The sequence below is a fragment of the Sediminicoccus sp. BL-A-41-H5 genome (assembly GCF_050632405.1).
GTDB lineage: Bacteria > Pseudomonadota > Alphaproteobacteria > Acetobacterales > Acetobacteraceae > Roseococcus.
This window is the reverse complement of the sequence record NZ_CP192601.1, coordinates 481584-508578: the sequence shown is the minus strand read 5'-3', so window position 1 is coordinate 508578 and position 26995 is coordinate 481584. Positions and strand designations below refer to the sequence as shown.

Genomic DNA, 26995 nt, shown 5'->3' with positions numbered 1-26995 from the left:
CCGATCGGCGCCATCCGCGCGCCCGTCTCGATGACGCGCGCGGCGATGTGCAGACTGGGCGCCAGTTGCAACCAGGAGATGTCCCCGTGACCCGCATCCTCGCCCTGGCCCTGGCGCCCGCCCTGTTCCTCTCCGCGCCCGTTCTGGCGCAGACCGCCAATTGCGGCGGCGCGCTGACCGTGGACAGCGTGAACTACGGCACGCAGCGCGTCCCGCGCGTGGGGCCTGGGAGCGACCTGCTGACGCTGACCGTCACCGTCCGCAACATCTCGACCAGCCAGCAGCGCTTCACGGCGCGCTATACCTCGCGCGCCATGCAGCAGGACTTTCTCACCGGGCAGTCCTGGACGCTGGGCGCCGGCGGGCGGACCGAGGTGGTCGTCGGCAATGTGCTGCGCCCGGGCGAGCCCGACGCCACGGTGCGCCAGCTCCTGCAATTCACCTGCCAATAGCCGGCGGCGCTCAGACCGGGCTCGCCGCCGCCGCATCCTCGGGAAACACGGCGACGGCCCGCCCCGTCTGCCATTGCAGCAAGACCGGCCGGGCGCGGCTGTTCTGGCCGCGCTCCTCCAGCCGGAATCCCCAGCCATTGGCCCATTGCCCCTCGGGCTGGTCCAACGCCGCCAGCGCCGTCCGCAAGGGGCCGCGCTCCAGGCTCGGCTGCGCCAGAATGAGATGCGCCCCCGCATAGGTGGCGAGCGAGAGGCCCGAGCGCGGCCCGCTGCCCCAGCGGCGCTGATAGGCCTCGGCGAAGGGCCGGGCCCCCACGGCCCAGCGCTCGGCCGTCTCGATGGGGGGCATGTCGAGGGCGAAGCAGCCCTCCAGCGCGGGGCCGATGGCGCGCGCCAGGTCGGCGAGGCCCCAGGCCGGCCCCGCGCCGATCACCGCCGCCGGGCGCCAGGCGGCGTCCTGCATGGCGCGGAACAGGGCCAGCGCATCGCTCTCGGCCGCCGCATGGATCAGCACGTTCACCCCCGCCGCCCGCAGCCGCTGCACCATGGCCGGCATCTCGGGCGTGCGCGCCGCATGCGGCAGGCGCTCGGCGACGACGAGCCCCGCCTCACGCAGCTTCGCCTCCAGATGGATCGCGATGCTTTCGGGAGAGGCGCCGGATTCGTGCAGGATCGCGATGCGCAGCACATCCGCCGGCTGGCCCAGGTGGTTGGGCAGGAAGCGCGTCAGCGCATCGGCGCCGAGCTGCCCGTAATCCACCGCGGCCGGGGCGGTGCGGATGACATGGCGCGCGCCGCGCTCGATCACCGCATCAGCCGCCGCCGCCAGCTCGACATAGGTGGAATCGAGCGACTCGGCCGCTTGGGAGCCGGCTTGCCCGATCGGCGCCGAGACGCTGCCGAAGAGCAGCGCCACGCGCTCGGCCTGGATGAGCCGCCGTGCTTCCGCCAGGGCCTGGGCGGGCTCGGTCACATCGGCGCGCAGCAGGCGAATCTGCCGGCCGCCGGCCGCGTTGCGCTCGGCGATGGCGAGTTCCAGGCCGCGCGCCGCCTCATCCCCCAGCAGGGCGCTGGCGCCGGAGAGCGGGAACAGCCCCCCCACCCGCAACTCGGGCGGGGCGGTCTGAGCCAGGGCTGGTGCGCCAAGCAAGCTCGCCAGGAGCGCGCGGCGCGAAGGAGGGCCAAGTTTTGTCAAAGCGTCTCAGTTTCCGTCGCATCGCGCGGCGATGCAATGCGGCCGCCGCGCTTGACCAACGCCGCAGGGGCGCGGAACGTGCCGGCCCAAGCCTGAGGAGCACGCCATGAGCCAGACCATGAAACACATCGCCCATGGCGCCGGGGGCGCTGCCGAGGTGATGGTGCTGGCTGAAGGCCCGCGCCCCGCGCCCGCCGCCGATGAGGTGCTGATCCGCGTCGAGGCCGTGGGCGTGAACCGCCCGGATGTGCTGCAGCGGGCCGGCGCCTATCCGCCGCCGCCCGGTGCCTCGCCCATCCTTGGCCTCGAATGCGCGGGCGAGGTGGTGGCCGTGGGCGCCGAGGTCACCGCCTACAAGCCGGGTGACAAGGTGTGCGCGCTGACCAATGGCGGCGCCTATGCCGAATACTGCACGGCGCCGGCCGCGCAGACGCTGCCCTGGCCCCGCGGCTATGACGCGCTGACGGCCGCCGCCCTGCCGGAGACCTTCTTCACCGTCTGGGCCAACCTCTTCGGCACGCCCCATGCCGGTGGCGGCCGGCTGGCCGCGGGCGAGACGGTTCTGGTGCATGGCGGGTCCTCGGGCATCGGCGTCACCGCGATCCAGCTCGCCAAGGCCTTCGGCGCCCATGTCATCACCACCGTCGGCAGCCAGGCCAAGTGCGAGGCCGTGCTCGGCTTCGGCGCCGACCACGCCATCAACTACCGCGAGCACGACTTCGCCGAGGCGGTGAAGAGCATCACCGGCGGCAAGGGCGTGGATGTGGTGCTGGACATGGTGGGTGCCCCCTATTTCGGCCGCAACCTGCGCAGCCTCAGGATGGATGGGCGCCTCGTCCTCATCGCCTTCCTGGGCGGCGAGATGGCGGAGAACCTGGATCTGCGCCCCATCATGCTGAAGCGCCTGACGGTGACGGGCAGCACCATGCGCCCGCGGACCACGGCGCAGAAGGGCGAGATCGCGGACCACCTGCGCGCCCGCGTCTGGCCGCTGCTGGAGGCCGGGCAATGCCGCCCGCACATCCACGCGACCTTCCCGCTGGCCGAGGCGGCAGCGGCCCACGCGCTCATGGAGAGCAGCCAGCACATCGGCAAGATCATGCTGACGGTGGGCTGAGCGCGCTTGTCCCAAGGCCCGATGGCTCAAGGCAGGGCGCTTCAGCTCCTCTTCCTCTCGGTCTTTCTCTTCGGCGGCGTCTGGCCGGTCACGAAATACGCCTTCGCCCACGCGACGCCGCTCTGGTTCGGCTTCACGCGGGCGGCGCTGGCGGCGCTTTCGGCCGCGGTGATGCTGGCGGCGATGGGGCGTTTGCGTGTTCCCAAGCGCGACGACTGGCCGGGCCTCTGCGCCATCGGCCTGTTGCAGATCGGTGCCTTCTTCGCGCTGGCCCATGTGGCGCTTTCGCTGGTGCCGGCCGGGCGCACGGCGATCCTCGGCAATGTCACCATCTTCTGGCTGGTGCCGCTCTCGGTGCTGCTGCTGGGCGAGCCGGTGTCGCGCAGGCGCTGGATCGCGGCGGGGCTGGGGCTGGCCGGCGTGGGCGTGATGATGAGCCCCTGGGGCATGGACTGGTCCGCCCCCGGCGCCGTCTTCGGCCATGCGCTGCTGCTTTGCGCCTCGCTCTGCTGGAGCCTCGCCATCCTCACCACGCGGCTCTATCCGCCGCGCACGCCCATCGCCGACCTCATCCCCTGGATGTTTCTGCTCGGCGCGCTGCTCATCCTGCCCATCGCGCTGTGGCGCGAACCCTTTTCGGCCGGTGGCGGGGTGGGGCAGGGCGCCTGGCTCATCGCGGGCTTCATCGGCCTCATCGCGGCCCCCATCGGCACCTGGGCGACGGTGGAGGCGGGGCGGCACCTGAACGCGGTGCTCGCCTCGGTCGGCTTCCTCATGGTGCCCTTGGTGGGGCTGGTCCTGGCCACCACATGGCTGGGCGAGCCGCTGGGCTGGGACCTGATCCTGGGCGGCGGGCTCGTGGTGTTGAGCGTCATCGTCGCGGCAAGGGGATAGGGCATTGCGCCTGAACGTGATCGAGATGGGGGAGGGCAGCCCCGTCGTGCTGCTGCACGGGCTGTTCGGCGCCGGGCGGAACTGGGGCGGCATCCAGAAGCGCCTGGCGCAGCGTCACCGCGTCCTCGCGCCCGACTTGCGCAACCATGGCGAGAGCGAGCACGCGGCGCGGATGGACTATGCCGCCATGGCCGAGGATGTGGCGGAACTCATCGCGCGCCGCGGCCTCGCGCCCGCCGCCGTGCTCGGCCATTCCATGGGCGGGAAGGTGGCGATGGCGCTGGCGCTCGGCCAGCCCGGCATGGTCGCGCGCCTCGTCGTGGCGGATATCGCGCCCGTGCGCTACCCGCCCGCCCTGCGCGGCTATGTGGCGGCGATGCGTGCCCTGCCGCTGACCCCGGGCCTCAGCCGGCGCGAGGCGGATGCCGCGCTGGAGACCGCGATCCCCGAGGCCGGCATCCGGGCCTTCCTGCTGCAATCCCTGGATTTCGGCGGCGATGCGCCGGCCTGGAAGCTCGGCCTCGCCGAGATCGCAGCCAGCATGCCGGAGATCGAGGATTTCCCGCTCACGGGCCGCTATGAAGGCCCGACCCTGGTGCTGGCGGGCGAGCGCAGCACCTACATCCAGGCCGAGCATCACGCGCTGTTCCGCCGCCTGTTTCCCGCCGCGCGCTTTGCCATGGTCGAGAAGGCGGGGCATTGGGTGCATGCCGACAACCCCCATGCCTTCCTGGCGCTGACGGAGCCCTTCCTCGCATGACCGCGCTGCCCATCACCTCCTTCTACGCGGCCTTCTTCGGGCTGCTGCTGTTCGCGCTTTCCGTGCTGGTGATCCGCGCGCGGGTCGCCTGCCGCATCGCCATCGGCCTGGGCGAGGATATCCGCATGCTGCGCGCCAGCCGCGCGCAGGGGAACTTCGTCGAATACGCGCCGATGATCCTGATCCTGCTCGGCCTGCTGGAACTGGCCGGCACCGGACCCTTCCTGCTGCATGCGCTGGGTGGGCTCGCACTCGCCGGGCGCGTCGCACACGCCATGGGCATCTCGCGCGAGCCGGAGAACCTGAAGCTGCGCCAGCTCGGCATGGCGCTCACCTTTACGGTGCTCGGCCTCGCGCCGCTGCTCCTGCTGGTGCGGATCGCCTTCGCCTGATCAGGCGCCCAGCGTCAATTCCACGATCTCGGGCGGCACGCCGAACCGGACCGGAATCCGGGAGGTGCCGAGCCCGCCCGAGATGATGAGCTCACGCCCGCCCTCGGTGACATGCCCATAGGCATAGCGGTTGCCGAAGCGCGAGGGCACGCGGGGTGAATAGCCGAGCACACGCACCTGGCCCCCATGGGTATGGCCGCAGAGGGTGAGCGCGACGCGCTCGGGCAGGGTGGCGAAGATGTCCGGCTCATGCGCCAGCAGGATCAGGGGCGCTGCATCGGTCACCTGCGCGAGGGTGCCCGGCAGGTCATCCGCCCCGCGTGGGCGGAAGGCGATCTGGCTGTCCAGCCCCGCGAGCCAGAAGCCCTGTGCGAAGCGGCGCGCCTCGTTCTGCAGCGGCGTGATGCCGTGCCGGGCCAGGGCCTCCAGCCATGCGGGGCGGCCCGAGCGCCGTTCCATGGCGGCCTCATCCTCCCACCAGTCATGGTTTCCGGCGATGGCGAAGACGCCGAGGGGTGCGCGCAGCCCGCCCAGCAGCGCCGCCACCTCCTCCGGTGCGTAGGGTTCGCGCACGAGGCGGCTGACCGGGCCGTAGTCGCCCAGCAGCACGATCATGTCGGCGTTGAGCCCATGGGTCGCGGCGGTGATGCGCGCCACGCGGTCCAGCGTCATCAGCGGCGCCCCGGCATGCAGGTCCGCCAGCACGGCGATGCGCAGGCGCAACCCCGCGGGCCAGCCGCGCGGCGTCAGCGCGTAGCGCGTGATCACGGGGTCCGCGAAGGGGGAGAGCCCGAAGCCGTACGCGGCGGCGGCCATTCCCAGCAGCCCGGTGCCGAGAAGGGTGCGACGGAGCATCATGCGTGCCTCCTGACGCCTTGCGGGCGGCGGAACTCGGGCCAGTTTGGGGTCGCATGATGGCAGAACCCACCCGCGCCGCGGCCCTCGCGCGCCTCACCCAATTCGCCCCGCGCATGGGCCGCGACTACGCGGCCCTTCGCAACTCGGATGGCGGGCCGGGGGCGCGCTGCGTCTCCGGACTCTCGCCCCATGTGCGCCACCGGCTGGTCTCGGAGAGCGAGCTGGTGGGCGTGGCCCTGGCGCAGCATGGCCCGGCGCGGGCGGAGAAATTCATCCAGGAGGTCTTCTGGCGCTCCTACTGGAAGGGCTTTCTCGAACTTCGCCCGGCGATGTGGCGGGACTACCGCGCGGCGGTCGCGCGGATGGAGACGCCGCCCGGCCTCGCCGCCGCCATGGCGGGCGAGACCGGCATCGCCTGCTTCGACGCCTGGGCGCGGGAACTGGTCGAGACCGGCTGGCTGCACAACCACACGCGCATGTGGTTCGCGAGCATCTGGATCTTCACGCTCCGTCTGCCGTGGGAACTGGGGGCGGAGTTCTTCCTGGCCCATCTGGCCGATGCCGATCCCGCTTCCAACACGCTCTCCTGGCGCTGGGTCGCGGGCATCCAGACGCCGGGCAAGCATTACCTCGCGCGCGCCGAAAACATCGCGCGCTACACCAATGGCCGGTTCAACCCGCGCGGCCAGCTGGATGAGGCGGCGCCACCGATCGAAGCGCCGCCCCCCCCGCCGGCCGGGCGCCTCCGTGCCGCCGATGCCCCACCGGGCGGGCGCGTCGCGCTGCTGCTGCACACCGATGATCTGGGCTTCCGGCCAGAGGGGCGAGAGGTGGCGGGCTGCGAGGTGGTGGGCATCGCCGCGTTGGCCGATACCGCCGCGCGCAGCCGCTTCCCGCAGGGCCGCGTCGCGGCGGGCTTCACCGCCGGCGCGCTGGCCGATGCCATCGGCCGCATCCTCGCCGCCGAAGAGGTGGCTGGCTGGGCGCGCGGCCTGGGCGTGACCCGCATCATCACCCCCTGGGCGCCCATGGGCTGGACGGCGCCGCTGCTGGACGAGGTCGGAAGGCTCTGCGCCGCCGCGGGCGTCACCCTGCACCGGCTGCGCCGTGAATGGGACGAGGCGTGCTGGCCGCTCGCCCAGCGCGGCTTCTTTCCTTTCCGCACCGAAATCCCGCGCCTGATCGCCGGGCTTCAGCCCACGCCCCCTTGACGCCGGGCCAAGCCGCACCCCATGTCACGGTTATGTTTACGGCGCTTACATCACTAGCTCCTGGCAAAAACCCCTGGGTTGGCCCGCGCGGCCGCAGCAGATGCCTTGCGCGGCGACATCGGCATCGCGATGTTGACCGCATGGAGAAGCACCGCCCCTCGCCTGACCGCCTGATCGCCAGCATGCCGCTGCCGCTGCGCGTGATGCTGGGGCTGGGCCTGCTGGGCCTCTGCGCCTGGCTGCCAGCCGCCATCGCGCTGTTCCGCTGACCATGGACCTCAAGGGCGCCGTGAAGCGGCAGATCCGGGCGGCCGCCAGCCAGCCTGTCTTAGGCTGGCGGGTATGGCTGCTGCCGATGTTCTTCTGGCCGCTCTTCCTCGACGTGCCGGTCGAGATCATTCGTGGCGGCGGCACCCGCCTGGTGGGCACGCTGCTGGGCCTGGGCCTCGCCTGGTATGCGGCGGCCCTGATGGCGCAGGGGCGCCGCCGCAAGGGCGCCCAGCTCTTCGGCGTGGCGGCCGGCCTGACTGCGGGACTCGCCGCCGGGATCACGCCGCCCATCGCCGTCGGGCTCGGCTTCGGCGCCTGGTTCGGGGCGCGCCTGCTGACGGCCGACCTGCCCGAGGCCGCGCCCCCGCCGCCCCCGCCGCCCGAACCAACCCGCCCCGCAGCCCTCGATGGACCCCGCGCCCAGCTCTCCCGCATCGCCGCCGCGGCGCCGCGCCTGCCGCTTGGCACGCTGCTGCTGGAGGCGGCCGGCGCCATGCAGGGCGTCGTTGACGACCTGGAAGCCCGGCCCGCCCGCCTGCACGAGGCGCGGCGCTTCCTCGCCGTCCAGCTCGATGGGCTCTCGCGCATCGTGGACCGGCTCGAGGCCGGCGCCGCGCCGCCCGAGACGCTGCCCAGCCTGCTCACAGATCTCGCCGCCTCCGCGCGCAAGCTGCGCAGCGAGTTGCGGATGGCGGAGAGCGAGGCCCTCGAAATCCAGGTGAAGGTGCTGGCCGAGCGGCTGCGCCAGGAGGAACCATGAGCGAAGTGCAACCGATCCGCGAGGAGGAAGTGACCCGCCTCGCCGCCGCGATCGACCTGAAGGACCCCGGCACCATCCTGCGCTTCGGCGCCGCCGCGCAAAGCCGCGCCCAGGCCGCCGCCGACGCCATGCTGGAAGGGGCGCAGAACCGCGAGACGGGGGAGGCGGGGCAGACCCTCTCCTACATGCTCACGGCCCTGCGCGGCTTCGATGTCACCGGCCTCGCCGAGAAGCCCGGCTTCTTCCAGCGCCTCTTCAACCGGGCGGGGAGCGAGGCCACCGCCATCGTCCAGCGCTATGAGGGTGTGCGGGATCAGGTGCAGGAAATCGGCGACAAGCTCGATCAGCACCGCACCAAGCTGCTGGAGGATGTGGAGCGGCTGGAACGCCTCTACACCGCGACGCTGGACTGGTTCCACGCGCTGGCCGACCACATCGAGGCGGGCGATCGCGTGCTGAAGCAAACCGACAGCGTCACCATCCCCGCCCTCGAAGCCGCCGCCCTGGTCGAGGGAGATCCGCTCGCCCCGCAAGCGCTGCGCGACGGCCGCGCCGCGCGTGACGAGCTGGAACGCCGTGTTCATGACCTGCGCCTGACGCGGCAGGTCGCCATGCAGGCGCTGCCCTCGATCCGCCTGATCCAGGAGAACGACAAGGCGCTCTCGGCCAAGATTCAGTCTGTCCTCGCCAACACCGTGCCGCTCTGGTCCCAGCAGCTCGCCCAGGCGCTCGCCATCCACCGCATGCGCGAGGCCGGGCAGGCGGTGAAGGCGGCCACCGACCTCACCAACAAGCTGCTGGTCGCCAATGCGGAGACGCTGCGCACGGGCAATGCGGAAGCCCGGCGCGAACTGGAGCGCGGCACCTTCGACATGGACGCCATCAAGCAGGCCAATGCCGCCCTCGTCGGCACCATCGAGGACAGCCTGCGGATCGCCGACGAGGCGCGCGCGCAACGCCGCACCGCCGAAGCGGAACTTGCCAAGTGCGAGCAGGACATCCGCCGCGCGCTGAGCGCCGCCCGCGCCCGGGAGACCGCCAGCCCGCCCGCGCGCGCGTGATGCTGCGGCGGCGCGGGCCCGGCGGGTTCAGCGCAGCGGGAATCCCAGCGCGCGCAGCACGTCGGAGAGCCTGTCGCGCCCGCCCATGGCCGTGAGCTTGCCCATGCGGGCGATGACCCGCTGGCTCCAGCTGGTCGCCGCCATTTCGTTCCGCTTCGAGAACTCCGCCATCTTCGCGTCATAGGCGGCGCGCAGCGCGGGCTCGCCGGCCGCGTCATATCGGTCATGGAAGAGGATGGCGGGCTGCGCCAGGCGCGGCTTCACCTCATTCGTGACATCCGGCGCGGCATAGCCGACGCAGAGGCCGAAGACGCCCATGACGCCCGGCGGCAGGCCGAGCAATTCCGCGACCAGCGCCGGATCGTTGCGCAGCGCGCCGATATAGACGGTGGAGAGGCCCAGCGACTCGGCCGCGACCACGGCGTTCTGCGCGGCGAGTGCGGCATCGATGGCGGCGACCAGGAAGGTCTCGAGATAAGGCAGGGTGGGGAGGTCCACGCCTTCCTCCGCGCCCAGCCGCGCATTGCGCGAGACATCGGCGCACCAGACGAGGAAGAGCGGGCATTGCTCGATATGCTTCTGATTGCCCGCCGCCTTGGCCATGGCGGCGCGCGCCACCGGGTCATGCACGGCGACGACCGACCAGGTCTGCAGGTTGGAGCTGGTGGCGGCGGATTGCGCGGCGGCCACCAGCGTCTCGAGCGTGCCGGCGGGCAGCGCATCGGGCCGGTAGCCACGCACCGAACGGTGCGAGAGCAGCAGCGCGATGTGATCGTTCCAGGGCCCGGCGGGCGGGATGGCATCCGCGCCGTAGCGAAGGGCAAGTGCCTCCTGCTGGGCGGCAGGGCGGGGGGCGGAAATGTCCATGATGCGGCCTCGTGAGGGATGGGGCGCGGTCAGCGCCGGAATTTCAGATCCAGGCCCTGCCTGCGCCAATTGGCCTCGATCGCGTCCATGTTCGTGCTGCCCGAGGGATGGGCGCGGCTCGGCTGGTTGCGCAGGCCCGGCGCACGGGTCAGGCGCCAGAGCTTCAGCAGCCGCTCCAGCTCATCGAGCGGGTTCGCGTGGTCATCCACGCGCAGGTCGATGTCGGGGAAATCCTCGGTGGTGATGAGCTTCAGCGCCGCCGATTGCCGGCCACGCTTGTCCCCGCCCGCGACCTCGCCCGCCTGCAGCGCCTGCAGCATGCGCTCGGGCAGGGCGAGTTCCTGCCGCGCGAGAAAGCTCGCCAGCGTATCGGCGATCACGGCCTCGCCGGAGAGCATGTTGCCGGCGATGGACCACCCCGTGCCCGAGCGCGCGCCGGCCCATTCCACGCAGTTCTGCCCGGTCCAGGCGGCGCTGCGGCCATGGCTGTCGATCGCATGCAGCTGGCGGAGGTGCTTGCCGTCATCTCCCACCAGCGCGCCTTCGATGGCGGCGGCGGGGGAGAGGCCGCGCGCCATGGCGTCCAGCACGGCGGGGCCGAGATAGCGGTTCGTGATGGATTGGGTCGAGACGGCGCCGACGCCTGGGCGCACGAAGGGGCAGGAGGCGCCGACGGCGAGCGCGCAGGTGGTGACGGCCACCGCGAAACTGCCGGTTTCAGGCTCATGCGCGAGCAATGACCAGGTCAAGGCGAAATCCTCATGTGGCGCACACCATGCTTGCATGCAGAGAGTGGTCAGGGCAAAGCCCCGGTCAAGAAGGCCCGGGAGGGTTCCATGGGCCAAGCGGGAGAATACGTCCATGTACCCCACCCCTCGCCGGAACTTCCTGGCCGCGGCCGGCACCCTGCTCGCCGCGCCCGCGCTCGCGCAAAATCCCTGGCCGGACCGGCCCATCCGCCTCATCGTGCCCTTTGGCGCGGGCGGCGCGGTGGATACGCTGAGCCGCACCGTCGCCGCGCGTTTCGGCGAGCACACGGGCGGCCAGACGCTGGTGGTGGAGAATCGGCCCGGCGCCGGCGGCACCATCGCGGGCGCCTTCGTGGCGCAGCAGCGGCCCGATGGGCTGACGCTCATGATGTCCGATGTCGGCGCCAATGCGATCGGGCGCCTGCTCTATCCAAGCCTGCCTTATGATCCGATGACGGCCTTCACGCCCATCGTGCACCTCGTGAACCTGCCCGGCGTGCTGATGGCGCACCCTTCGGTCACGGCGACGACGGCGGCGGAGGTGATCGCGGCCGCGCGCGCCCGGCCGGATGGCTTCACCTTCTCCTCCGCCGGCAATGGCAATGGCAGCCACCTCTTCATGGAACTTTTCCTGAAGCGGGCCGGCCTCAAGATGGTGCACGTGCCCTATCGCAGCGGTGCTGAGATGGTGACGGCGCTGATCCGCGGCGACGCGCAATTCGGCTTCCCGACCGTTTCCTCCGGCCTGAACATGATCCGCGAGGGGAGGGCCAAGGCCATCGCCATCTCGGTTCCCGGCGGCACGCCGGCGCTGCCCGGCATCCCGGCCCTGGCCGATACGCTGCCTGGCTACAACACCGCCGTCTGGCACGGGATCATGGCGCCGGCCGGGATGGAGGCGGGCCTCGTCGCGCGCATCAACGAGGTCTTCACCAAGATCATCACCATGGACGAGGTGCGCGAGCAGGTCTTCCGCGCCCAGGCCGGCACCGTGGTGCCCGGCACGCCCGAGCAGTTCGCGAGCTTCATCCGCCGCGAATACGAGACCTGGCTGCCCATCATCCGCGAGGGCAACATCCGGGCGGAGTAGCCGGCGCGCCCGGGCTGGGCTTCACTGTGACGCATGAGCACACCCGTCCTTCCCCGCCCGGCCGCCACCATCCTCCTCCTGCGTGACGGCAGGCAGGGCCTTGAAGTCCTCATGGTCTGCCGCGCGCGGGAGGTGGATTTCGCCTCCGGCGCGCTGGTCTTCCCGGGCGGGCGCGTCGAGACGACGGATGCGGCGCTCGCGCCGGCCGATGACCCGCTGGGCGCCTTCCGCGTTGCGGCCATCCGCGAGGCCTGGGAGGAATCGGGCATCCTGCTGGCGCATCCACCGGGGCCCGAAGTGCCGGCCGAGGGCGAGTTCCTGACGCATCTGCACGCGCGCGGCCTGCGGCCGAGCCATGCGGCGCTGACCCGATTCGCCCACTGGATCACGCCGGCGCATAGTCCGAAGCGCTTCGACACGCATTTCTTCCTGGCGCATGCCCCCGAGGGCCAGGAGGCGGTGCATGACGGGCGCGAGGCGGTGGAGGCCGTCTGGATCCGCCCCGAGGACGCGATCGCCGAGGCCGATGCCGGGCGCCGGACCCTGGTCTTCGCCACCCGGCTGAACCTGCTGCGCCTGGCCCGCCACCGCGCGGCCGAGGAGGCGATCCACGCCGCGCGCACCGCCCCCATCGTGACCGTGATGCCCGAGCCGCTGCCGGATGGCGCGGGCGGCACGCTGCTGCGCATCCCGGAGGCGGCGGGCTATGGCGGCAGCCTCTTCGCCGCCAAGGGTCCGCCCGCCTCGGGTGGGCAATGGCCGGGCCAGAGGGGCTGACGGCGCTCAGCCGGCTTCCAGCGCGAAGCCCTCGTCGAGCCAGCCGGTGATGCCGCCCGCCATGATCTTTACCGGGCGGCCGAGGCGGGCGAGCCGCAGCGCGCCCCGCGCGGCGCCATTGCAATGCGGCCCAGCGCAATAGGTCACGAAGAGCGTCCCCGCCGGCCATTCGGCCATCCGTCCCGCGGTGATCTTGCCATGCGGCAGGTTCACCGCGCCCGGCACATGGCCCTGGGCGAAGAGGGCCGGGGATCGCACGTCCAGCAGCACGAAATCCGCCCCGCGGGAGAGGCTGTCCTGCACGTCCCAGCAATCGGTCTCGAAGGTGAAGCTTGCGGCGAAATGCGCCTCGGCCTCGGCGGGCGGGGCGGCGGGGATGGCGGAGACGGCGGTGGACATGGCTGGTTCGGGCTCCCTCGCCGCCGGCGGGATGCGGGCGGCGGCCCCTCCGGTTCTGCCCGCTTGCGGCGGCGGCCACGAGTGGCGCAAAAGCCATTCATGGATCAGATCGCGCCAAGCCCCGAGGCCACGACCGGGCCGCTGGTGGTGGCACTCGCCTATGACGGGCTCTGCACCTTCGAATTCGCCATCGTGGCCGAGATCTTCGGGCTGCCTCGCCCCGAGATGGGGCCGGGCTGGTATCGCTTCGCCACGGCGGCGGTGGAGCCTGGGCCGCTGCGCGCCCATGGCGGGCTGCGCTTCGAGGCGGAAGGCGGGCCAGAGTTGCTGGAGCGCGCTGACCTGATCGTCGTGCCAGGCTGGAAGGGCGCCGATGTGCCGGTGCCCGCCGAACTCGCGGCCATGCTCCGGCGTGCATGGGAGCGCGGGGCGCGGCTCGCCTCGATCTGTTCCGGCGCCTTCGTCCTGGCCGCGACCGGCCTGCTCGACGGGCGGCAGGCGGCGACGCATTGGCGTTACGCCGAGGCGCTCGCCGCGCGCCACCCGTCGCTCACCGTGAACGCCTCCGTGCTCTACGTGGAGGAGGGGAGGGTCCTGACCTCGGCCGGCAGCGCCGCCGGGCTCGATCTCATGTTGCACATCGTGCGCGCCGATTTCGGGCTGGCGGCGGCGAACAGCGTCGCGCGGCGGCTCGTGTTGCCGGCGCACCGAAGGGGCGGGCAGGCGCAGTTCATCGAACGCCCCGTACCGCCCGCGCGCGAGGGCCGGCTTTCCGCGCTGCTCGACGCCGTCCGGGCCGAGCCGGGCCGGGACTGGACGGTGGCCGCCATGGCGCGGGAGGCGGCGATGAGTCCGCGCACCTTTCTTCGTCGATTCATCGCAACGACAGGCCTGCCGCCGGCCGAGTGGGTGGCGGCGGCGCGGGTCGAGGAGGCGCGCCGGCTCCTGGAGACGACCAGGCTGCCGGTCGAGGAGATCGCGCTGCGTGCCGGCTTCGGCAACGCCTTGGCGCTGCGGCGGCACTTCCGCGCGCGCATTGGCCTCGCGCCACGGGCCTATCGGGAAGGCTTCGGCTGAGCGGCGCGGCCTTGAAGGAGCGAGGGCAGGGGCCTCCATGATATGGGATTTTAATCATGACGCACGAAACCCGCAGCCGGCAGAAGGTAGGAGAAAGAGCCCAAAATCCTTAGAGGAAATTATCCCCAGGATTAAAGGCCGCGCCGTTTCGCGAGAATCCATTCCTGTTCCATTTCCTCCAGCGTGGCATCCGCCGGGGAGCGCCCCTGTGCCGCCAGGGCCGCCTCGATCGCGCCGAAGCGCCGCTCGAACTTCGCATTGGCCTGGTTGATGCAGGCCTCCGGGTCCACATCGAGTTTGCGGGCCAGATTGGCCAGCACGAACAACAGGTCGCCCACCTCATCCGCGAGCCGCGCGGGCTCGGCCGCTGGCAGTTCGGCGCGGAGCTCCGCCACTTCCTCATCCAGCTTGGCCAGCACGGCAGCGGCATCAGGCCAGTCGAAGCCGACCCGCGCGGCGCGGCGGGTGAGCTTGGCGGCGCGGGTCAGGCCGGGCAGGGCGGCCGCCACCCCGGCCAGGACGCCGGTTTCGGCGCGCGAGGCGCGCTCGGCGAGCTTCTGGGCCTCCCAGGCCTCGGTCTGGGCCTCGGCCGTGGCGATCTCGGCGGAGCCGAAGACATGCGGGTGGCGGCGGATCATCTTGGCGGTGACGCCGGCCGCTACATCCTCGAAGCGGAACCAGCCGCGCTCCTGTGCCATTTGCGCGTGATAGACCACCTGGAGCAGCAGGTCGCCCAACTCATCCTGCAGCGCCGCAGGGTCCGGGCCGTGCTGGATCACATCAGCCACCTCATGCGCTTCCTCTATCGTATACGGCGCGATCGACGCGAAATCCTGGACGATATCCCAGGGACAGCCGGTCTTCGGATCGCGCAGCCGCGCCATCACGTCGAGCAGGGCCTGCATGGGGGCGGGGTGGGTCATCGCTGGCTCCGGTTATTCACAGGCGAATTTGTCGCATAATCTTTATTATGGAAAGCCAACCTGTGGAAAAGCGTGTGGATACAATTGCTTGCCGCCGGGTTGCGATAGCCGACGCCGCAATGATATCGGGCCTTCCCATGGCGTCTAAGCTTCCCTGGCACATGATGGACGCCCGCACATTGCGGGCCTTCGCGGCGAGCCTCGAAACGCAGGCGCGGCAGCTCGTCCATCTGGCCGAGGAATTGGAGCGTCAGCAAGCCGTATCCCAACGGCGCGCGAAGGCGTTGAAGGCGTGGCAGGAAGCCCGCCGAGGCCAGCGCGACGCGGCGCGGGCCTCCATTCTGCGGCTTGCCTTGGAAAAGGCGCCAGCGTCCGCGCTGGCGGCGGAGACCGGCATGCCATTACGCACGGTCCAGCGGATCAAGCGCGACGTCACCCCACGATAGGCGAATTCGCCACCTGGTCGCCGTCGCCGATCGGCAGCGCCTATCGCCGATTGCGAAGCCAGATGATCCCGGCCACCAGCAGCCCGGCGCCGGCCACCCAGGGCCAATAGGCGCCGGCATAGGCGCCGATTCCGGGCGATTGACCCAGAGGCCAGACGCCCCCGGCCGCTTGGTAGATGCGCCGCGCGTCGCCTTGCGGCAGCCAGGCCAATTCGGGAGGCGTGGCCATGGGGGGCGGCAGCGGCAGCGGCAAGGCCTGCCATGCCTGCAATTGCTCGTCCGTCGCGTTCAGCGGCTCATCTGCCACGGCCGCGCCCTCCCCCGTCTTGCGTCACCAGATAGAGCCCCGTCACCACTGCCAGGCCAAGCGCGAGCCATAGCGCGACGCCACCGGCCGCGCCGGCAATCGCCTCGATCACGCTTCGGATGGTTTCGATGACGCTTCGCAGCGCATCGGCGGCGAGTTGGAGCGCCCGCGAGAGAAGATCCCGCAACCAATCCAGAACGCGCGCGACAATGCCGCGCGAGGTCGGGCGATATTCGAAGGCGTCGCCGGTTTCCGGGCCCGCTTCGGGCGCCGTGGCGCCGCCCGCCCCCTGCCCTTCGCCACCGTTCAGGGTCCGGTAGCAGAAGCCGCCCGGCGCCAGCACCATGGCGGGCGGAAGGCCCATGGAGTAATCCACCGCGCCCTCCGGCACGACGCCCAGTTCGGCCGCGAATTTCACCCAATCTTCGCGCTCGACTGGCGACATGCGGCGCCAGAGCTGCGCGAGCGTCGTTCCGTCCGAGAGCTCGACCGCACCGCCGCCAATGAGCGAGGCGCAGAGGTTCGGATAGAAGCCCGGTCGCGCGGCTTCAGCTGCCACGGCTCATCCACCGCATGGCATTGGGGCGGGGCGGCGGCGGGGCCTGTTTCTTGGCGTCTGGCGCCTTGTCGGTTGCCTTGCCCTTGGTGCCCACCACCAGCAGGAAGGCAAGGCCGCCGATGATGATCCACTCGCCCGCGCTCATGCTTCAATCCTCATCCATGGGTAAACGTCTCGCGGCGGCTCGGGCGGGTTTTCCGGCTCGGGCGCCGTCACCTCGTCCGGCGCGAGGAGGAAGGCGTCCAGCGCCGCCAACATGCGGTCCGCGTTGCGCTCGCTTTCCTCGCGGCGGAAAGCGTCGATAGCAGCCACGATTTCGCGCGCGATTTCAACCTTCCCCATGTTCGCCCCCATTCATCACACGCCGCGCCACCATGGCTAAGGTCGCTTCAAGCGCGCCGATCTTTCCCGCGATGCCATGCAGCAGGAACAGGGCGACAAGGCCGAAACCGCCGTCGAAAATCAGGCGCAGCAGATCGGGCTCGATCACTGGTATTTCTCCCGCGCCAGGGTCCATTTGCGGACATAGCTTTGGGGGATGAAGCCGCGCAGGACGTTGCCCACGCCCGCGTTATAGGCGCCCACCCATTCGGTTTCCGTGGGGTCGCGCCCCAGGCGTCGCGCCAGGAAATCATGCGCCCATTTCGCATAGTCGATGCCCACGCGAAGCGACACGGCCGGGTCATACATGCGCTCGGGCGAGCCTTGAAGGCCCATGTCGCGCGCCGTGCTGGCCAGCACCTGCATGAGGCCATAGCTCGCCTCGTTCAAATGCGGCTCGAAGCGATAGGCGAAGGGGTTGAAACCGCTTTCAACCTCGACGAAGGCCAGCGCGGCGGCGGGCGGCATCCATCCATCCGGGTCGGCTTCGGGTAGCAGCGCCAGGACATCGGAAGGCGACACGCGGCCGCGCGCGGGCGGATTGGATGGCGGCGGCAAGGCGCCGCTGATTTCTTCGGTCGTCACGATTTCGAAGGAGTCCACAATAGGCACGCGCCGCGCGCGTGAGCCGACAACCAGCGCCGCCGCCGCCGTCACCAGCGCAGCAATTCCGAGCGCGCGGCTCATCAGATCACGTCCCAGGTCACGACATAGGACGGGCCGGCGCCGGTGACATCGATTGAAAGAGCTTGGCCAGGCGGCACCAGCACACCCGGCCCGACGTAGTTAAACACGCCGTTCAGCGCGAGGAAAACCGGCTGGGAGCCGGTTTCAAGCTCGATTGATACGCCCGACGCAGAATAGAGGATGGCCGTCCGCACGATGAGGCCGGTCGTGTTGGCGCCCGCTGAAACCAGCGTAACCGGGCCGCTCGGAGCGCCGAAAGCGATTTGCGCGCCGCGTCGCTGCGGCGCTTGGTTCGGGTTCTGGATCATGCGCCTTCTTCCATCCAGCGAACGAAGCCGCCCGCGCTCGCGGAAAGCCCGAAAAGCGGCGCCGATGTCGTCAGCACCAATGAGCCGCCAGGTTCAATTTGCAGGCCATTCGCCAGGGTGACCGTGTTGTCGCCCAGGACAACGGTTGCCGGATTGGTGACAGGCGCTTGCACAATGAGCCGTTGGCGGAAGCTATTCGCGGGTATCAGCTGCGTTCGTGACGTGCCCACGGTTTGGACGCCCGTTGCAATTCGGGGGGATTGCCCCTGAAAGACCAGCTGGCGCGCGGGAATGTTGTTGGCTTCGAGCGCATCGGCGCTTGCGCTCATCACGATGACGGCGCGGATGCCGGGTTGGGCGGTCCATCGCAGCGTGACCAGTTCGACCGTGGGGCGGAATTGGACGCGCGAATTGTAGCTCAGCGGCACGCCGTCATCTTGCGAGGCCTGCCCGCCGAAGACCGCCGTGATTTGCCCGGAAAGGTTGACCGTTCCGTCTGCCGAATTCTCGAATTGCCAGAGGTGGAAATATCCCACGCGCTGGCGAATGAGTGTCTGGCCGTCCGCGTCCAAGGGGATGCGATAGACCGTGATTTCAGGCCCGGAGGGGATCATGCGGAAACCTCAATGTCCGGCAGCCGGCGCTTGGTGAACAGGTAATAGACGGCGCCCAGCGTTAGCACCGCCGCCGCGATCTTGGTCATCGGTTCCAGGCTCGACGCGAATTTTTCAAGCCCGCTTTGCCCGTCCTTTTCGGCCTGCAAGCCGTCGCCGATTTTGCCGAGGCCGCCCGCCAGCGCCGTGATTGCCAGGGCTTGCCGGTCGGAAGATTTCAGCGCGGCTTGCGTGTTGGCTTCCATCGCGTCGAGCACCCCTTGCGCCATGCGGTCGAGAGGCGCCGCCACAGCATCCGCAAGCGGTTGCGTGTCGACCGTGTTTTGAAAGGTCGGGTTGAATTCGGCCGTCACGTCGACATCGTTCTGGATGTCGTTGTCCAGATAGATGTTGTTGTCGACGGTCGTCGTATTGATGACGGTCGTTTTCTTGCTGCCAAACATGGCCGCCCTATTGGCTTTCGATCAGCAGGAAGGCGCCGCCAGCAATCAGCATCAGGAGCAGAAGGTCATTGGTGGCGAGCGTCTGGCGCGGGGTGGCAAAGCCGGTTCCCAGGCCAAGCGCGCCCGTCGGGCTCGTGCGCGGAAGGATGGAAGCCGGGTTGCTGCCATCGGAATTCGCCATGCTCGGGTTGCTGGTATTGTCCAGCGGCGCGTTGACATTGGGCGAAAGCGATTGCGGAGAGCTCGACCCGCCGGAAGCCGGCGCCACTGCGCTTCCCGCGCCGATCATGTTGGCGATGGTCGGGTTATTCGTCAGCGCCAGGCCGAATGTCTGCGTCGTCGGGTTGACGATGCTGATTGGGTTCGAAACCGTGGTTTGACGATGTCGTAATCCGTCACCGCGTTGGCGGTCAGGACAATGGCGGCATCCATGCCATACGGCCGCTTGCCCATTTCCACCAACGCGCGCGAGGCGAGATGCGCGCCGTTGACGGAAATCAGCGTGTCCGCGCCGTTGATGATGATTTCAAAGCGCCGAATGAGACGCGCAAGCGTCATCCAGAGCGGACCCACCGCCGCCGTCACGCCGTTGGTGACGCGGAATTGCAGGCGCACGCGAAGCATGGTCAGCACGCCGTCGCGGTCGATGGCGATCGTGTTTCGGACACCGGCCTGATAGGGCACGGAAGGGAGACGGCGCTTGACCGTCGCCGGGGCGATGAGCTGGTTCATGGGGCGATCTCCCGCGCGCGGCTCAGATGCGGCCCTTGACCCACTTGTCATAGACCCAGAGTGCGACAACGCCGGTCACGACACCCATGGCGAGCATTTTTGCGGACATTCGAGATCCTCGGAAGGAAGGTTTTTCGGTTCGACCTTCCTTGCCGAGAAAAAAGCGCGCCGCTGGCCGTTATGTAACGTAACGGCGCCCGATAGTTTTTTATCGGAAAGGCGACTTTTTTTGCTTGACTTCGCGCTCGGTCCAATCGAGCGCCACATGCTCACCCAGTCGCGGCGCCGCCGCCGCCGCTTCGGCGCCCATCGTGTCGTTGATCCATCGCAGGTCGCCCGGCTCGGTCATGCGGAACAGGATCACGCGCCCCGCATTGGCCGACAGGTCACGCGACACGCGCCGCACGCGCCGCGAGCAAGCGTAAATTTTCACGCCGCGATGGCGCCCCGCATTCACCATCTGATACGCGGCGGGCGGCAGGCGCCCGGCATCCGTGAAGCGGTCGACTTCATCCCAGATCACAAGGCAATCGCCGGCCGCCAGAGCGCAACGGTTGGCCCATTCGAAGGCGTCGCGCATTTCCGCATCGCCGCGCGCCGCCACGCTGCCACGCCAGCAGATGCGCCACGCGCGGCCTTTCATGGCCTCGACCAGTCCAGCGCGGTCGTGGATCACAAGCGCGCCCTCTTGCCACGCCGCTTCCCCGTTCGGGTCATGGATGAGCAGGCGCCGCGCGCTGGATGCCTGATACCGCGCGAGGTAGCTTTTCCCGCTTCCCGACTTGCCCAGGAACAGGCGGAAATCAGGCGCCGCCAGCGGTCGCGGCATCGTCGCCCCCTTCCCTCGCCTCGCGGATGCGCGGCGCCGCCACGCTGCCCAACGCAAGCGCCAGCGTGGCCCAGGCCATGAAACGCGGGTCGCCATCCGTGGGGAGGTAGTAGACCGCGACGCCCGCCAGCGCATCGCCCACGGCAGAGACTTCGCGGTCGCTCAGCTGCGACACGTCCGCGCGCGCGCAGATGATGCCGCCGATGATCTTGACCAGCGCAGCGCAGCCGAAGCGCAGGCCATCATTCGGCACCATGGATTGCGCCACCGGCTCGCCTTCCACCGCCTCGGCTTCCGGCGGGGGGCTGGATGCGGTCGCTTCGCGCGCCAGGTCATCCAGGCTTTCGGCGGCACCTGGCGCCGGCGGCGGCAGAGCTTGCGCGTGGGTGGATGGCTTCACGTCGTCAGTCACAGGAGGGGCCTTTCCCAGATCGAGAGGCGCGGTTTCGGCTCAACCGGCCTCGGTTCTGGCGCCGGGGGAGCTTTCGGACCCGCGCCAAGTTCAGCGCGCCGCGTTGTGTCGGTCCAATCCGTGGCGCGCCCCGCAAGCCGCTTGTCGCAGGCCAGGGAGCGCGAGAAGAATTGATGACTGCAATCGGTTTCGTTGCAGACGTAGTAGAGGCGCCCCTTTTTCGTCTCGCGCAGCTGCGCGGGGGCCTCGCAGACATGGCAGGCGATGGTTGCGAGTTTCCGGGTCATCAGGCGGGCCTTTCAATCCAGCGATGGCGCTCTTGCAGCCGGGAAATCTTTTCTTTCCGGCGCGGGTCGAATTGCTCGGATGCGGCAACATCCGACATAAAATCATCCATCGCGGCTTGGTCGATCTCGCCATGCAACGCCACCAATGCCGCGCGCGCCGTTCCTATGGCGTTCTTCCTCATCATCGCGTGGAATTCGTCGCGCTTCATGGTGGACAGGTTCACCACCGCCGCGCCGAAATCCGCGCCGCCCGCCGCTTCCATCGCGTGCCACCATAGGGGATGGACATTTGCCCGGCGCGCGCGCGAGGCGCTGCCATCGGTCAGCCGGTAGGCGTGAAGCGCGGTCGAGATCATGGGGCGAAGCGAGGATTCAACCGCCTCGAAACTGCGAATTCCGCGCTCTTTCATCCAGGCGCCAGAAAAGCGGCACTCAATCCGCCAAACGTCGCGCTTCACGCCGCCCCATATCTCGTGAAACCAATCCTTCCCGCTGGCCTGCCGGATTTCCTTGCACTTGTCGTAGAGCTGCACTTGAAGCCCGGCCATACTGCCGAGCGTGAAGGTTTCCGGGCCTTGCGCGCATCCAATGACGCGCAGTTTCGCCGTGCCTTGCGGGAAGCAAAATCCGCGGTCGCCCATCGAATAGGACGGGGCGAAGCCGGGCGCGTGGAGGTCAATCGCATAGTCGAAGCGAGAGACGCGCGGGTTATCCTCGCAAGCCGCCAGCGTGCCCGCGCGCGCCACGAAGGCCGCGACGCGCTCACGCAGAGCCGGGAGGCCATGGCCCCAGATGCCGGCGCTCCGATAGCGCGCCGTGAGGCTCCATTCCGTGTTGAAGCTGCGGCAAAGCAGCATGATTTCCGGGTTGTGCAGGACATGGACAACGCCGCCCTTCGCGCCGTGTGGCATGACCTGCCATTCCTCGCCGCATAGGTTCAGCGGCGCGCCATCCTTCCGGCGCGGGTCCATATCCGCCGCCGCCCGCGCCGCCTCGATGGCCTGCCGGGCCTCGCGGCTCCATTCGATGTTGAAGGTTTCCGCGTAGGTATCGCACCCCTGCCCGATCACGCGGAACGGCGCCGCCTCCCAGCCCGGCGCGGGCGAGAGGGGGGATAGGGGCTTGGCCTTCATGCCGGGGGGGTGGCCGAATAGGGGGGCCTGTTAGGGGAGGCCCCCCAAGACGCACCGGGGGCGCCGTGGGTCTGGCGCGAGGCGATCACGGATAGCGCGAGGGCGGCGAGGATCACCGCGAGGCGTGCCAGGATCAGCCGGGAGGGGTTCATCTGCCGGTCAGGCGCCGGAAGAAGCCGCGCTTCGCGGGGGCCTTCGCTTCAAGGCCACGCGCCGCCGCGCGAATTCGCTTGGCCGCTTCGGATAGCTCATCCGCGATCTTGCGGGCCTGCCGCGCCGTGATGGCCTCGGAGACAACGCCGGGCGTGGCGCCAGCTGGCGCCACTTCGAAGGCCACCGCGAGGCGTTCGCCCTTGCGTCCCACCAGAAACCGGAAACGGCCCCCATAGGGGCCGCCCAGCTTCACCAGGGAGGCGCGGCGGGTCACTTGCCCGCCGCCTCTGCTTTCTCGCCTTCCACCACCCGGCACGCGCGCAACAGACGCATGGCGAAGTCGCGGGCGGCGGCGGGTTCAAGCTTGACGTAGCGGCGCCATGTGGCGCCGCCGATGGTCAGGACGCCGGACAGGACCACGTTGCCGGTAGCAACGTCCGTGGTCACGTCCAGAGAGAGATTTCCCAGGCCCGAAAGCGGGAAATTCAGGGGACGGTCAAGCATCCGGCGCCGCGCCCTTCTTCGGCTTGACGTAGCCCGCCGCCTTCGCCGCCTTCGTCAGTTGCGAAGCGAGGGCGACGGCCGCCGCGTTGTCCATTTCCGTGATGATCTTGTCGCCCTCGGAAGTCTGGAAGCGCACCGCCACCTTCCCGAAGAACGGGGTGGCCTCGATCTTGTCACCGGGCATCATGCGGCCTCCCGCAGCTGGCGCGGCCGGTTCCACACGATGCGCCATGTGTCGCCCGCCTCATCGTTCGGGAAGGCCGCGAGGTTCAGCGGCGCCGGGAAGCTCGGATCATCCAGAGTGATGGACAGGAAACGTGTCCCGTCGCGGGTCGTCTCCTTTTTCCAGGCCGATCCTATGGGAATGAGGTCCGCTCCGTCTTTCGCGTAGACCGTGAAATCCGGGCTTTCCCGGCCCCGCTTATCGGCCGCCTCGATAGGCTCGAATTCCAGGTTGAGGCGATGCGTCAGCGTCCGCACCCGCCCCGAAAATGCTCCACCGTCCAGCGGTCGGAGGGTTCCAATGTCAGGCATTGCCAGTCTCCCGTTGCATGCGCGCTCCGCGCAGGGACCGCGAGGGGTTGGGGGGCGATGCGTGGGGAAGGCGCATGCGTGATGAGCCTCCCCCCGCCCCCCAAGCCCGCACGGTCGCGGTCAGGCCCCGCGCGGGAAACTTCCTCCCGGTCGCCCCCCGCCCGTGGTTCGTGACGGGCGGGGGGCCTGCCGGGAGACAGACATGCGCCAGAGGCAGCATGTAGGGTGTAGGATTACGTTACACACATTCGCGCCGCAATAGGGAATGAGTATCATCCCCCTACGTTACGTTATGGAGGCTCAGATGGATTTGAACGCCTATCTGGATGCAGCCGAAAAGGCGCCCGGCATCACGACTCAGGTTGCCCTTGCGCGCGCGCTTGGCGTGACCCGGCAGTCGATCATTTCGTGGCGGGTGGGGCTTTCGTCGCCTCGACCCGAAACGATGTTGCGCCTTGCCCAGCTGGCGGGCGTATCGCCCGAAATTGCCATGATCGACCGGATGGAATGGCAGGCCGATGGCGTCGCCTCTCGTGATATTGTGGCGCGAATTCGCGCATCCATCGCCGGAATTGCGGCTTGTATCCTGCTGTTTCTTTTCGTTTTTCCGCCGCCGATTAGCGCGGAGACATGCGCCGAAAATCCACCGTGTTCTCTTTATTATGGAAAGAAAAGCCCTGGGGAAAAGCCTGTGGATGGGCTCATCCGGGCACCTCGAGGGTCAGGCCGTCGAAGCCGAGCTCGACCCCCTCCGGCAAGCGCGCCGAGATTCGGGCGAAATCCATCCGGTCGCCCAGATGCGTCAGCACGGTGCGGCGCGGCCGGATGGCGTCACGCCAGGCCAAGACCTGCTCGAGCCCGGCATGCACAGGGTTCTGGTCACCGGGCTGCATGCAGCTGACGACCCAGGTGTCGAGGCCATGCAGCCGCGCCAGGCTCTCGGCCGGCATCCGGATCACGTCGGTCGTATAGGCGAAGCGGTCGATGCGCAGGCCCAGGCTGCGCGTGGCGCCGTGGTCCAGCTCCAGCAACTCGCAAGCCAGGCCGCCCAGGGTGACCGGGCCGCCGGCCGACACCACCTGCCCGTCCAGCACCGGCCGGTAGAAGAAGCCGGTGGGCGCGAGGAAGGCGTAAGCAAAGCGGGCCTTGAGCTCGGCCAGCGTGGTCGCGTTGGCGTAAAGCGGCAGCACGGCGCCCATCGCGCGGTTGACGGCCCTGAGCTCATCCAGCCCCGCGATGTGGTCGGCATGGGCATGGGTGACGAGCAGCCCATCCAGGCGCGTGACCCGCGCGCCCAGGAGTTGCACCCGCGCGTCCGGCCCGGCATCCACCAGCAAGGCGCGGCCATCGGCGGATTGCACCAGGGCCGAGGTCCGCATGCGCCGGTTGCGTGGCTCGGCCGGGTCGCATTCGCCCCAATGGCCCGTCCCGTCCGGGCCGCCCACCGCCGGCACGCCCTGGGAAGGCCCCGTGCCCAGCAGCGTGACCCTGAGGGCCTGGCTCATGTGGCCTTGGGATAGAGGCGATGGAAATTCTCGGTGGTGATGCGGCCGATCTCTTCGAGGCTGACGCCGCGGCAATCGGCCAGCACCTTGGCCGTATGGGCGGTATAGCCTGGCTCGCATCGCTTTCCGCGCAGCGGCACGGGTGCGAGATAAGGCGAATCCGTCTCCAGCAGCAGCCGGTCCATCGGCAGCCGCGCCGCGACCTCGCGCAGTTCGGTGGATCTCGGGAAGGTCAGGATGCCGGAGAAGGAGATGTAGCCGCCCATCTCTACAGCCTCATCAGCGAGTTGGGGCGTAGAGCTGAAGCAATGCAGGAGGAAGGGGAAGGCGCCCCCTGCCCGCTCTTCCCCCAGGATCCGCGCGATGTCGGCATCCGCCTCGCGCGCATGGATGGCGAGCGGCAGGCTGGCTTCGCGCGCGGCGCGGCAATGGCGGCGGAAGCCCTCCTGCTGCACGTCGCGCGGCGACTTGTCGTAGAAATAGTCGAGGCCGCTCTCGCCCAGGCCGATGATCCGCGGATGATCGGCCAGCGCGACCAGATCCTCGACCGTCGGCATCTCGCCCTCGGCCGCGCGGTGCGGATGCACGCCGACCGTGCCCCAGACCTGCGGGAAGCGCTCCACCAGCGCCCTGACCGCAGCGGCCTGCGGCACGGAGGTGCCGATGGTGACCATGCGTGTGACGCCGGCCGCTTCGGCGCGGGCCAGGATCTCCTCGATCTCGGTCTCGGAGAAATAGTCCAGGTGGCAGTGGGTATCTATGATCATCAGGGACTTATCCGGCGATCTCAACCTTGCGGAACAAGGGCGAGGGCGGCGGCAGCACATGCCCCTCGGGCAGCGGCGCGGCCAGCGCGGCGAGGTTGCGCGCATCGCCCGGCACGCCGAGCTGGTCCAGCAGCGCCGCCATGCTGCCGGGCATGAAGGGCTGCAGCACGGTGGCATAGGCGCGCAGCGCGCTATGCAGGTGGCGCAGCACCTGCGCCATGCGTGCGGGGTCCGTCTTCTTCAGGGCCCAGGGCGCCTGGATGGTGATATAGCCATTGGCGCCGCGCACCTGCGCGAAGATCTCCTCCAGTGCCAGATGGTATTGCTGGCTTTCCAGGAGCTTGCCGACCGTCTCAGGCAGGTTGGCGAGCGGGTCGAGCAGCGCGCCATCCGCCTCGGCCGGCGCGGCGGGCCCAGGCAGCTTGCCCTCGCAATTGCGCTGGATGAGCGAAAGGGTGCGATTCGCCAGGTTGCCCAGCACATCCGCCAGTTCGCCATTCAGCCGGTTCACCAAGGCACCGCGGGCGAAATCACCATCCTGACCGAAGGGGACCTCGCGCAGCAGGAAATAGCGCACAGGGTCGAGGCCGAATTCCTCCACCAGCGCCAGCGGATCGATCACATTCCCGAGGGATTTGCTGATCTTCTGCCCCTCATTGGTCCACCAGCCATGGGCAAAGACGCGCTTGGGTGGCGGCAGGTCGGCCGCCATCAGGAAGGCCGGCCAATAGATGGCGTGGAAGCGCAGGATATCCTTGCCGACGAAGTGCACATCGGCCGGCCAGAACTTCCATAGTTCCGCCTTTTCGTCGGGATAGCCCATGGCCGTGATGTAGTTTGTGAGGGCGTCCAGCCAGACATACATCACATGCGCCTCATCCCCCGGCACGGGCACGCCCCAACGGAAGGAGGTGCGCGAGATCGAGAGGTCCGAAAGGCCGGACTTGATGAAGCTGATCACCTCGTTCCGCCGGCTGGCGGGGGCGATGAAATCCGGATTAGTTTCGTAATATTCCAACAACTTGTCAGCCCAAGCTGAGAGCTTAAAGAAGTAGGAAGGCTCCCTCACCCACTCCACCGGCGCGCCGGAGGGGGCGTATTTCACACCATCCCGCTCGGTGAGTTCGTCCGGCCCGTAGAAGGCCTCGTCACGCACCGCGTACCAGCCTTCATAGGCGCCGAGATAGATCTGCCCGCGCTCCGCGAGGCGCTTCCACAGCGCCTGGCAGGCTTCGTAATGGCGCTTCTCCGTGGTGCGGATGAAGCCGTCATTGGAAAAGCCCATCGTATGGGTCAGGTCGCGGAAGGCCTGGCTCACGCGGTCGGTGAAGGCCTGCGGGTCCTCGCCGGCATCCTGGGCGGCCTTCTCCACCTTCTGGCCGTGCTCATCCGTGCCGGTGAGGAAATACACCTCCCGCCCCGCCAGACGGTACCAGCGGGCCAGCACATCGGTCGCCAGGCTCGTATAGGCGTGGCCGATATGCGGCTTGTCATTCACATAATAGATGGGAGTGGTCAGGTAGATCGGGCTCATGCCTGACC

General features: G+C 69.2%; 40 protein-coding genes and 1 pseudogene. 14 read left to right on the top strand and 27 right to left on the bottom strand.

The window, feature by feature from the left end:
* Positions 1 to 86 precede the first annotated feature (86 nt).
* Positions 87 to 452, top strand: coding sequence for a hypothetical protein (locus ACQ860_RS02570; RefSeq protein ID WP_431301846.1), 366 nt, complete (start codon positions 87 to 89; stop codon positions 450 to 452).
* A 10-nt stretch (positions 453 to 462) separates the two neighbouring features.
* Here the strand turns inward: ACQ860_RS02570 and ACQ860_RS02565 are convergent, their stop codons facing one another.
* Entirely contained in the window at positions 463 to 1602 is a 1140-nt protein-coding gene (locus ACQ860_RS02565) for an ABC transporter substrate-binding protein (protein WP_431301845.1), read from the bottom strand.
* A gap of 151 nt (positions 1603 to 1753) precedes the next feature.
* Between ACQ860_RS02565 and ACQ860_RS02560 the strand changes: the two genes are divergently transcribed.
* The 4 genes from ACQ860_RS02560 to ACQ860_RS02545 are packed head-to-tail and all read left to right on the top strand — an operon-like array spanning position 1754 to position 4810.
* Positions 1754 to 2764, top strand: coding sequence for an NAD(P)H-quinone oxidoreductase (locus ACQ860_RS02560; RefSeq protein WP_431301844.1), 1011 nt, complete (start codon positions 1754 to 1756; stop codon positions 2762 to 2764).
* Positions 2765 to 2785: 21 nt separating this feature from the next.
* Positions 2786 to 3658 (top strand): DMT family transporter, encoded by an 873-nt coding sequence (locus tag ACQ860_RS02555; protein WP_431301843.1) that lies wholly within the window; start codon positions 2786 to 2788, stop codon positions 3656 to 3658.
* Between the two features lie 4 nt (positions 3659 to 3662).
* On the top strand, positions 3663 to 4418 hold the full coding sequence (locus ACQ860_RS02550) for an alpha/beta fold hydrolase (RefSeq protein WP_431301842.1): 756 nt from the start codon (positions 3663 to 3665) through the stop codon (positions 4416 to 4418).
* Positions 4415 to 4810 (top strand): MAPEG family protein, encoded by a 396-nt coding sequence (locus ACQ860_RS02545; RefSeq protein WP_431301841.1) that lies wholly within the window; start codon positions 4415 to 4417, stop codon positions 4808 to 4810. Before ACQ860_RS02550 ends, ACQ860_RS02545 begins: the two co-directional genes overlap by 4 nt.
* Here ACQ860_RS02545 and ACQ860_RS02540 read toward each other — a convergent pair whose 3' ends face one another.
* Entirely contained in the window at positions 4811 to 5668 is an 858-nt protein-coding gene (locus ACQ860_RS02540; protein WP_431301840.1) for a metallophosphoesterase, read from the bottom strand.
* A 56-nt stretch (positions 5669 to 5724) separates the two neighbouring features.
* On the opposite strand from ACQ860_RS02540, the gene ACQ860_RS02535 reads away from it, so the two are divergent.
* The 4 genes from ACQ860_RS02535 (at position 5725) to ACQ860_RS02520 (ending at position 8970) form a co-directional block, all read left to right on the top strand.
* A complete protein-coding gene (locus tag ACQ860_RS02535) occupies positions 5725 to 6879 on the top strand; it encodes an FAD-binding domain-containing protein (RefSeq protein ID WP_431301839.1) in 1155 nt (384 codons plus the stop codon).
* A gap of 140 nt (positions 6880 to 7019) precedes the next feature.
* A complete protein-coding gene (locus tag ACQ860_RS02530) occupies positions 7020 to 7148 on the top strand; it encodes a hypothetical protein (RefSeq protein ID WP_431301838.1) in 129 nt (42 codons plus the stop codon).
* A gap of 2 nt (positions 7149 to 7150) precedes the next feature.
* Positions 7151 to 7909 carry a hypothetical protein gene (locus ACQ860_RS02525; RefSeq protein WP_431301837.1) on the top strand — a complete coding sequence of 253 codons (759 nt, stop codon included), beginning with the start codon at positions 7151 to 7153 and terminating at the stop codon, positions 7907 to 7909.
* Complete coding sequence (locus ACQ860_RS02520) at positions 7906 to 8970, top strand: toxic anion resistance protein (RefSeq protein WP_431301836.1); 1065 nt, start codon at positions 7906 to 7908, stop codon at positions 8968 to 8970. Before ACQ860_RS02525 ends, ACQ860_RS02520 begins: the two co-directional genes overlap by 4 nt.
* Positions 8971 to 8997: 27 nt before the next feature.
* Here the strand turns inward: ACQ860_RS02520 and ACQ860_RS02515 are convergent, their stop codons facing one another.
* Positions 8998 to 9837, bottom strand: coding sequence for a nitroreductase family protein (locus ACQ860_RS02515; protein ID WP_431301835.1), 840 nt, complete (start codon positions 9835 to 9837; stop codon positions 8998 to 9000).
* 29 nt (positions 9838 to 9866) lie between these two features.
* Positions 9867 to 10586 carry a DUF1028 domain-containing protein gene (locus ACQ860_RS02510; protein WP_431301834.1) on the bottom strand — a complete coding sequence of 240 codons (720 nt, stop codon included), beginning with the start codon at positions 10584 to 10586 and terminating at the stop codon, positions 9867 to 9869.
* A 112-nt stretch (positions 10587 to 10698) separates the two neighbouring features.
* On the opposite strand from ACQ860_RS02510, the gene ACQ860_RS02505 reads away from it, so the two are divergent.
* Both ACQ860_RS02505 and ACQ860_RS02500 read left to right on the top strand, forming a co-directional pair.
* Entirely contained in the window at positions 10699 to 11676 is a 978-nt protein-coding gene (locus ACQ860_RS02505; RefSeq protein WP_431301833.1) for a Bug family tripartite tricarboxylate transporter substrate binding protein, read from the top strand.
* Positions 11677 to 11709: 33 nt separating this feature from the next.
* Positions 11710 to 12453, top strand: a complete 744-nt coding sequence (locus tag ACQ860_RS02500) for an NUDIX hydrolase (protein ID WP_431301832.1) — start codon at positions 11710 to 11712, stop codon at positions 12451 to 12453.
* Between the two features lie 6 nt (positions 12454 to 12459).
* On the opposite strand, the gene ACQ860_RS02495 is transcribed toward ACQ860_RS02500, so the two are convergent.
* Entirely contained in the window at positions 12460 to 12852 is a 393-nt protein-coding gene (locus tag ACQ860_RS02495; protein ID WP_431301831.1) for a rhodanese-like domain-containing protein, read from the bottom strand.
* A 99-nt stretch (positions 12853 to 12951) separates the two neighbouring features.
* On the opposite strand from ACQ860_RS02495, the gene ftrA reads away from it, so the two are divergent.
* On the top strand, positions 12952 to 13929 hold the full coding sequence (gene ftrA / locus ACQ860_RS02490; protein WP_431301830.1) for a transcriptional regulator FtrA: 978 nt from the start codon (positions 12952 to 12954) through the stop codon (positions 13927 to 13929).
* A gap of 131 nt (positions 13930 to 14060) precedes the next feature.
* Here the strand turns inward: ftrA and mazG are convergent, their stop codons facing one another.
* Positions 14061 to 14852: a nucleoside triphosphate pyrophosphohydrolase gene (gene mazG, locus ACQ860_RS02485; protein WP_431301829.1), complete on the bottom strand. Its 792-nt coding sequence runs from the start codon at positions 14850 to 14852 to the stop codon at positions 14061 to 14063.
* A gap of 161 nt (positions 14853 to 15013) precedes the next feature.
* Between mazG and ACQ860_RS02480 the strand changes: the two genes are divergently transcribed.
* Positions 15014 to 15298: a helix-turn-helix domain-containing protein gene (locus tag ACQ860_RS02480; RefSeq protein ID WP_431301828.1), complete on the top strand. Its 285-nt coding sequence runs from the start codon at positions 15014 to 15016 to the stop codon at positions 15296 to 15298.
* A gap of 40 nt (positions 15299 to 15338) precedes the next feature.
* On the opposite strand, the gene ACQ860_RS02475 is transcribed toward ACQ860_RS02480, so the two are convergent.
* The 18 genes from ACQ860_RS02475 to ACQ860_RS02390 all read right to left on the bottom strand — a co-directional run bounded on the left by ACQ860_RS02475 (position 15339) and on the right by ACQ860_RS02390 (position 23181).
* Positions 15339 to 15605, bottom strand: a complete 267-nt coding sequence (locus ACQ860_RS02475; RefSeq protein WP_431301827.1) for a hypothetical protein — start codon at positions 15603 to 15605, stop codon at positions 15339 to 15341.
* On the bottom strand, positions 15595 to 16164 hold the full coding sequence (locus tag ACQ860_RS02470; protein WP_431301826.1) for a hypothetical protein: 570 nt from the start codon (positions 16162 to 16164) through the stop codon (positions 15595 to 15597). The genes ACQ860_RS02475 and ACQ860_RS02470 overlap by 11 nt, the downstream gene beginning before the upstream one ends.
* Positions 16154 to 16309, bottom strand: a complete 156-nt coding sequence (locus ACQ860_RS02465; RefSeq protein WP_431301825.1) for a hypothetical protein — start codon at positions 16307 to 16309, stop codon at positions 16154 to 16156. Before ACQ860_RS02465 ends, ACQ860_RS02470 begins: the two co-directional genes overlap by 11 nt.
* Positions 16306 to 16506: a hypothetical protein gene (locus ACQ860_RS02460; protein ID WP_431301824.1), complete on the bottom strand. Its 201-nt coding sequence runs from the start codon at positions 16504 to 16506 to the stop codon at positions 16306 to 16308. Before ACQ860_RS02460 ends, ACQ860_RS02465 begins: the two co-directional genes overlap by 4 nt.
* Positions 16493 to 16654 (bottom strand): hypothetical protein, encoded by a 162-nt coding sequence (locus ACQ860_RS02455; RefSeq protein ID WP_431301823.1) that lies wholly within the window; start codon positions 16652 to 16654, stop codon positions 16493 to 16495. The genes ACQ860_RS02460 and ACQ860_RS02455 overlap by 14 nt, the downstream gene beginning before the upstream one ends.
* Positions 16651 to 17232 carry a lytic transglycosylase domain-containing protein gene (locus ACQ860_RS02450; protein WP_431301822.1) on the bottom strand — a complete coding sequence of 194 codons (582 nt, stop codon included), beginning with the start codon at positions 17230 to 17232 and terminating at the stop codon, positions 16651 to 16653. The genes ACQ860_RS02455 and ACQ860_RS02450 overlap by 4 nt, the downstream gene beginning before the upstream one ends.
* Positions 17232 to 17540: a hypothetical protein gene (locus ACQ860_RS02445; RefSeq protein WP_431301821.1), complete on the bottom strand. Its 309-nt coding sequence runs from the start codon at positions 17538 to 17540 to the stop codon at positions 17232 to 17234. Before ACQ860_RS02445 ends, ACQ860_RS02450 begins: the two co-directional genes overlap by 1 nt.
* Positions 17537 to 18154 (bottom strand): hypothetical protein, encoded by a 618-nt coding sequence (locus ACQ860_RS02440; RefSeq protein WP_431301820.1) that lies wholly within the window; start codon positions 18152 to 18154, stop codon positions 17537 to 17539. Before ACQ860_RS02440 ends, ACQ860_RS02445 begins: the two co-directional genes overlap by 4 nt.
* Positions 18151 to 18597, bottom strand: coding sequence for a hypothetical protein (locus ACQ860_RS02435; protein WP_431301819.1), 447 nt, complete (start codon positions 18595 to 18597; stop codon positions 18151 to 18153). The genes ACQ860_RS02440 and ACQ860_RS02435 overlap by 4 nt, the downstream gene beginning before the upstream one ends.
* A 7-nt stretch (positions 18598 to 18604) precedes the next feature.
* Complete coding sequence (locus tag ACQ860_RS02430; protein ID WP_431301818.1) at positions 18605 to 18886, bottom strand: hypothetical protein; 282 nt, start codon at positions 18884 to 18886, stop codon at positions 18605 to 18607.
* Positions 18887 to 18909: 23 nt separating this feature from the next.
* On the bottom strand, positions 18910 to 19329 hold the full coding sequence (locus ACQ860_RS02425; RefSeq protein ID WP_431301817.1) for a hypothetical protein: 420 nt from the start codon (positions 19327 to 19329) through the stop codon (positions 18910 to 18912).
* Between the two features lie 208 nt (positions 19330 to 19537).
* Complete coding sequence (locus ACQ860_RS02420; protein ID WP_431301816.1) at positions 19538 to 20158, bottom strand: hypothetical protein; 621 nt, start codon at positions 20156 to 20158, stop codon at positions 19538 to 19540.
* Complete coding sequence (locus tag ACQ860_RS02415; RefSeq protein ID WP_431301815.1) at positions 20133 to 20558, bottom strand: hypothetical protein; 426 nt, start codon at positions 20556 to 20558, stop codon at positions 20133 to 20135. Before ACQ860_RS02415 ends, ACQ860_RS02420 begins: the two co-directional genes overlap by 26 nt.
* 298 nt (positions 20559 to 20856) lie before the next feature.
* A complete protein-coding gene (locus ACQ860_RS02410) occupies positions 20857 to 21990 on the bottom strand; it encodes a hypothetical protein (protein ID WP_431301814.1) in 1134 nt (377 codons plus the stop codon).
* A 148-nt stretch (positions 21991 to 22138) separates the two neighbouring features.
* Positions 22139 to 22417: a hypothetical protein gene (locus ACQ860_RS02405; RefSeq protein WP_431301813.1), complete on the bottom strand. Its 279-nt coding sequence runs from the start codon at positions 22415 to 22417 to the stop codon at positions 22139 to 22141.
* Positions 22414 to 22647 carry a hypothetical protein gene (locus tag ACQ860_RS02400; RefSeq protein WP_431301812.1) on the bottom strand — a complete coding sequence of 78 codons (234 nt, stop codon included), beginning with the start codon at positions 22645 to 22647 and terminating at the stop codon, positions 22414 to 22416. The genes ACQ860_RS02405 and ACQ860_RS02400 overlap by 4 nt, the downstream gene beginning before the upstream one ends.
* Positions 22640 to 22834: a hypothetical protein gene (locus ACQ860_RS02395; RefSeq protein ID WP_431301811.1), complete on the bottom strand. Its 195-nt coding sequence runs from the start codon at positions 22832 to 22834 to the stop codon at positions 22640 to 22642. Before ACQ860_RS02395 ends, ACQ860_RS02400 begins: the two co-directional genes overlap by 8 nt.
* A complete protein-coding gene (locus ACQ860_RS02390; protein ID WP_431301810.1) occupies positions 22831 to 23181 on the bottom strand; it encodes a DUF736 domain-containing protein in 351 nt (116 codons plus the stop codon). The genes ACQ860_RS02395 and ACQ860_RS02390 overlap by 4 nt, the downstream gene beginning before the upstream one ends.
* Before the next feature lie 265 nt (positions 23182 to 23446).
* Here ACQ860_RS02390 and ACQ860_RS02385 point away from each other — a divergent pair.
* Positions 23447 to 23653 (top strand): annotated as a pseudogene (locus ACQ860_RS02385) (helix-turn-helix domain-containing protein); the annotation flags it as partial.
* Between the two features lie 229 nt (positions 23654 to 23882).
* On the opposite strand, the gene ACQ860_RS02380 reads toward ACQ860_RS02385, so the two are convergent.
* The 3 genes from ACQ860_RS02380 to metG are packed head-to-tail and all read right to left on the bottom strand — an operon-like array spanning position 23883 to position 26987.
* Positions 23883 to 24686 (bottom strand): MBL fold metallo-hydrolase, encoded by an 804-nt coding sequence (locus ACQ860_RS02380; RefSeq protein ID WP_431301809.1) that lies wholly within the window; start codon positions 24684 to 24686, stop codon positions 23883 to 23885.
* On the bottom strand, positions 24683 to 25453 hold the full coding sequence (locus tag ACQ860_RS02375; protein WP_431301808.1) for a TatD family hydrolase: 771 nt from the start codon (positions 25451 to 25453) through the stop codon (positions 24683 to 24685). Before ACQ860_RS02375 ends, ACQ860_RS02380 begins: the two co-directional genes overlap by 4 nt.
* A gap of 7 nt (positions 25454 to 25460) precedes the next feature.
* On the bottom strand, positions 25461 to 26987 hold the full coding sequence (gene metG, locus ACQ860_RS02370) for a methionine--tRNA ligase (protein ID WP_431301807.1): 1527 nt from the start codon (positions 26985 to 26987) through the stop codon (positions 25461 to 25463).
* Positions 26988 to 26995 lie beyond the last annotated feature (8 nt).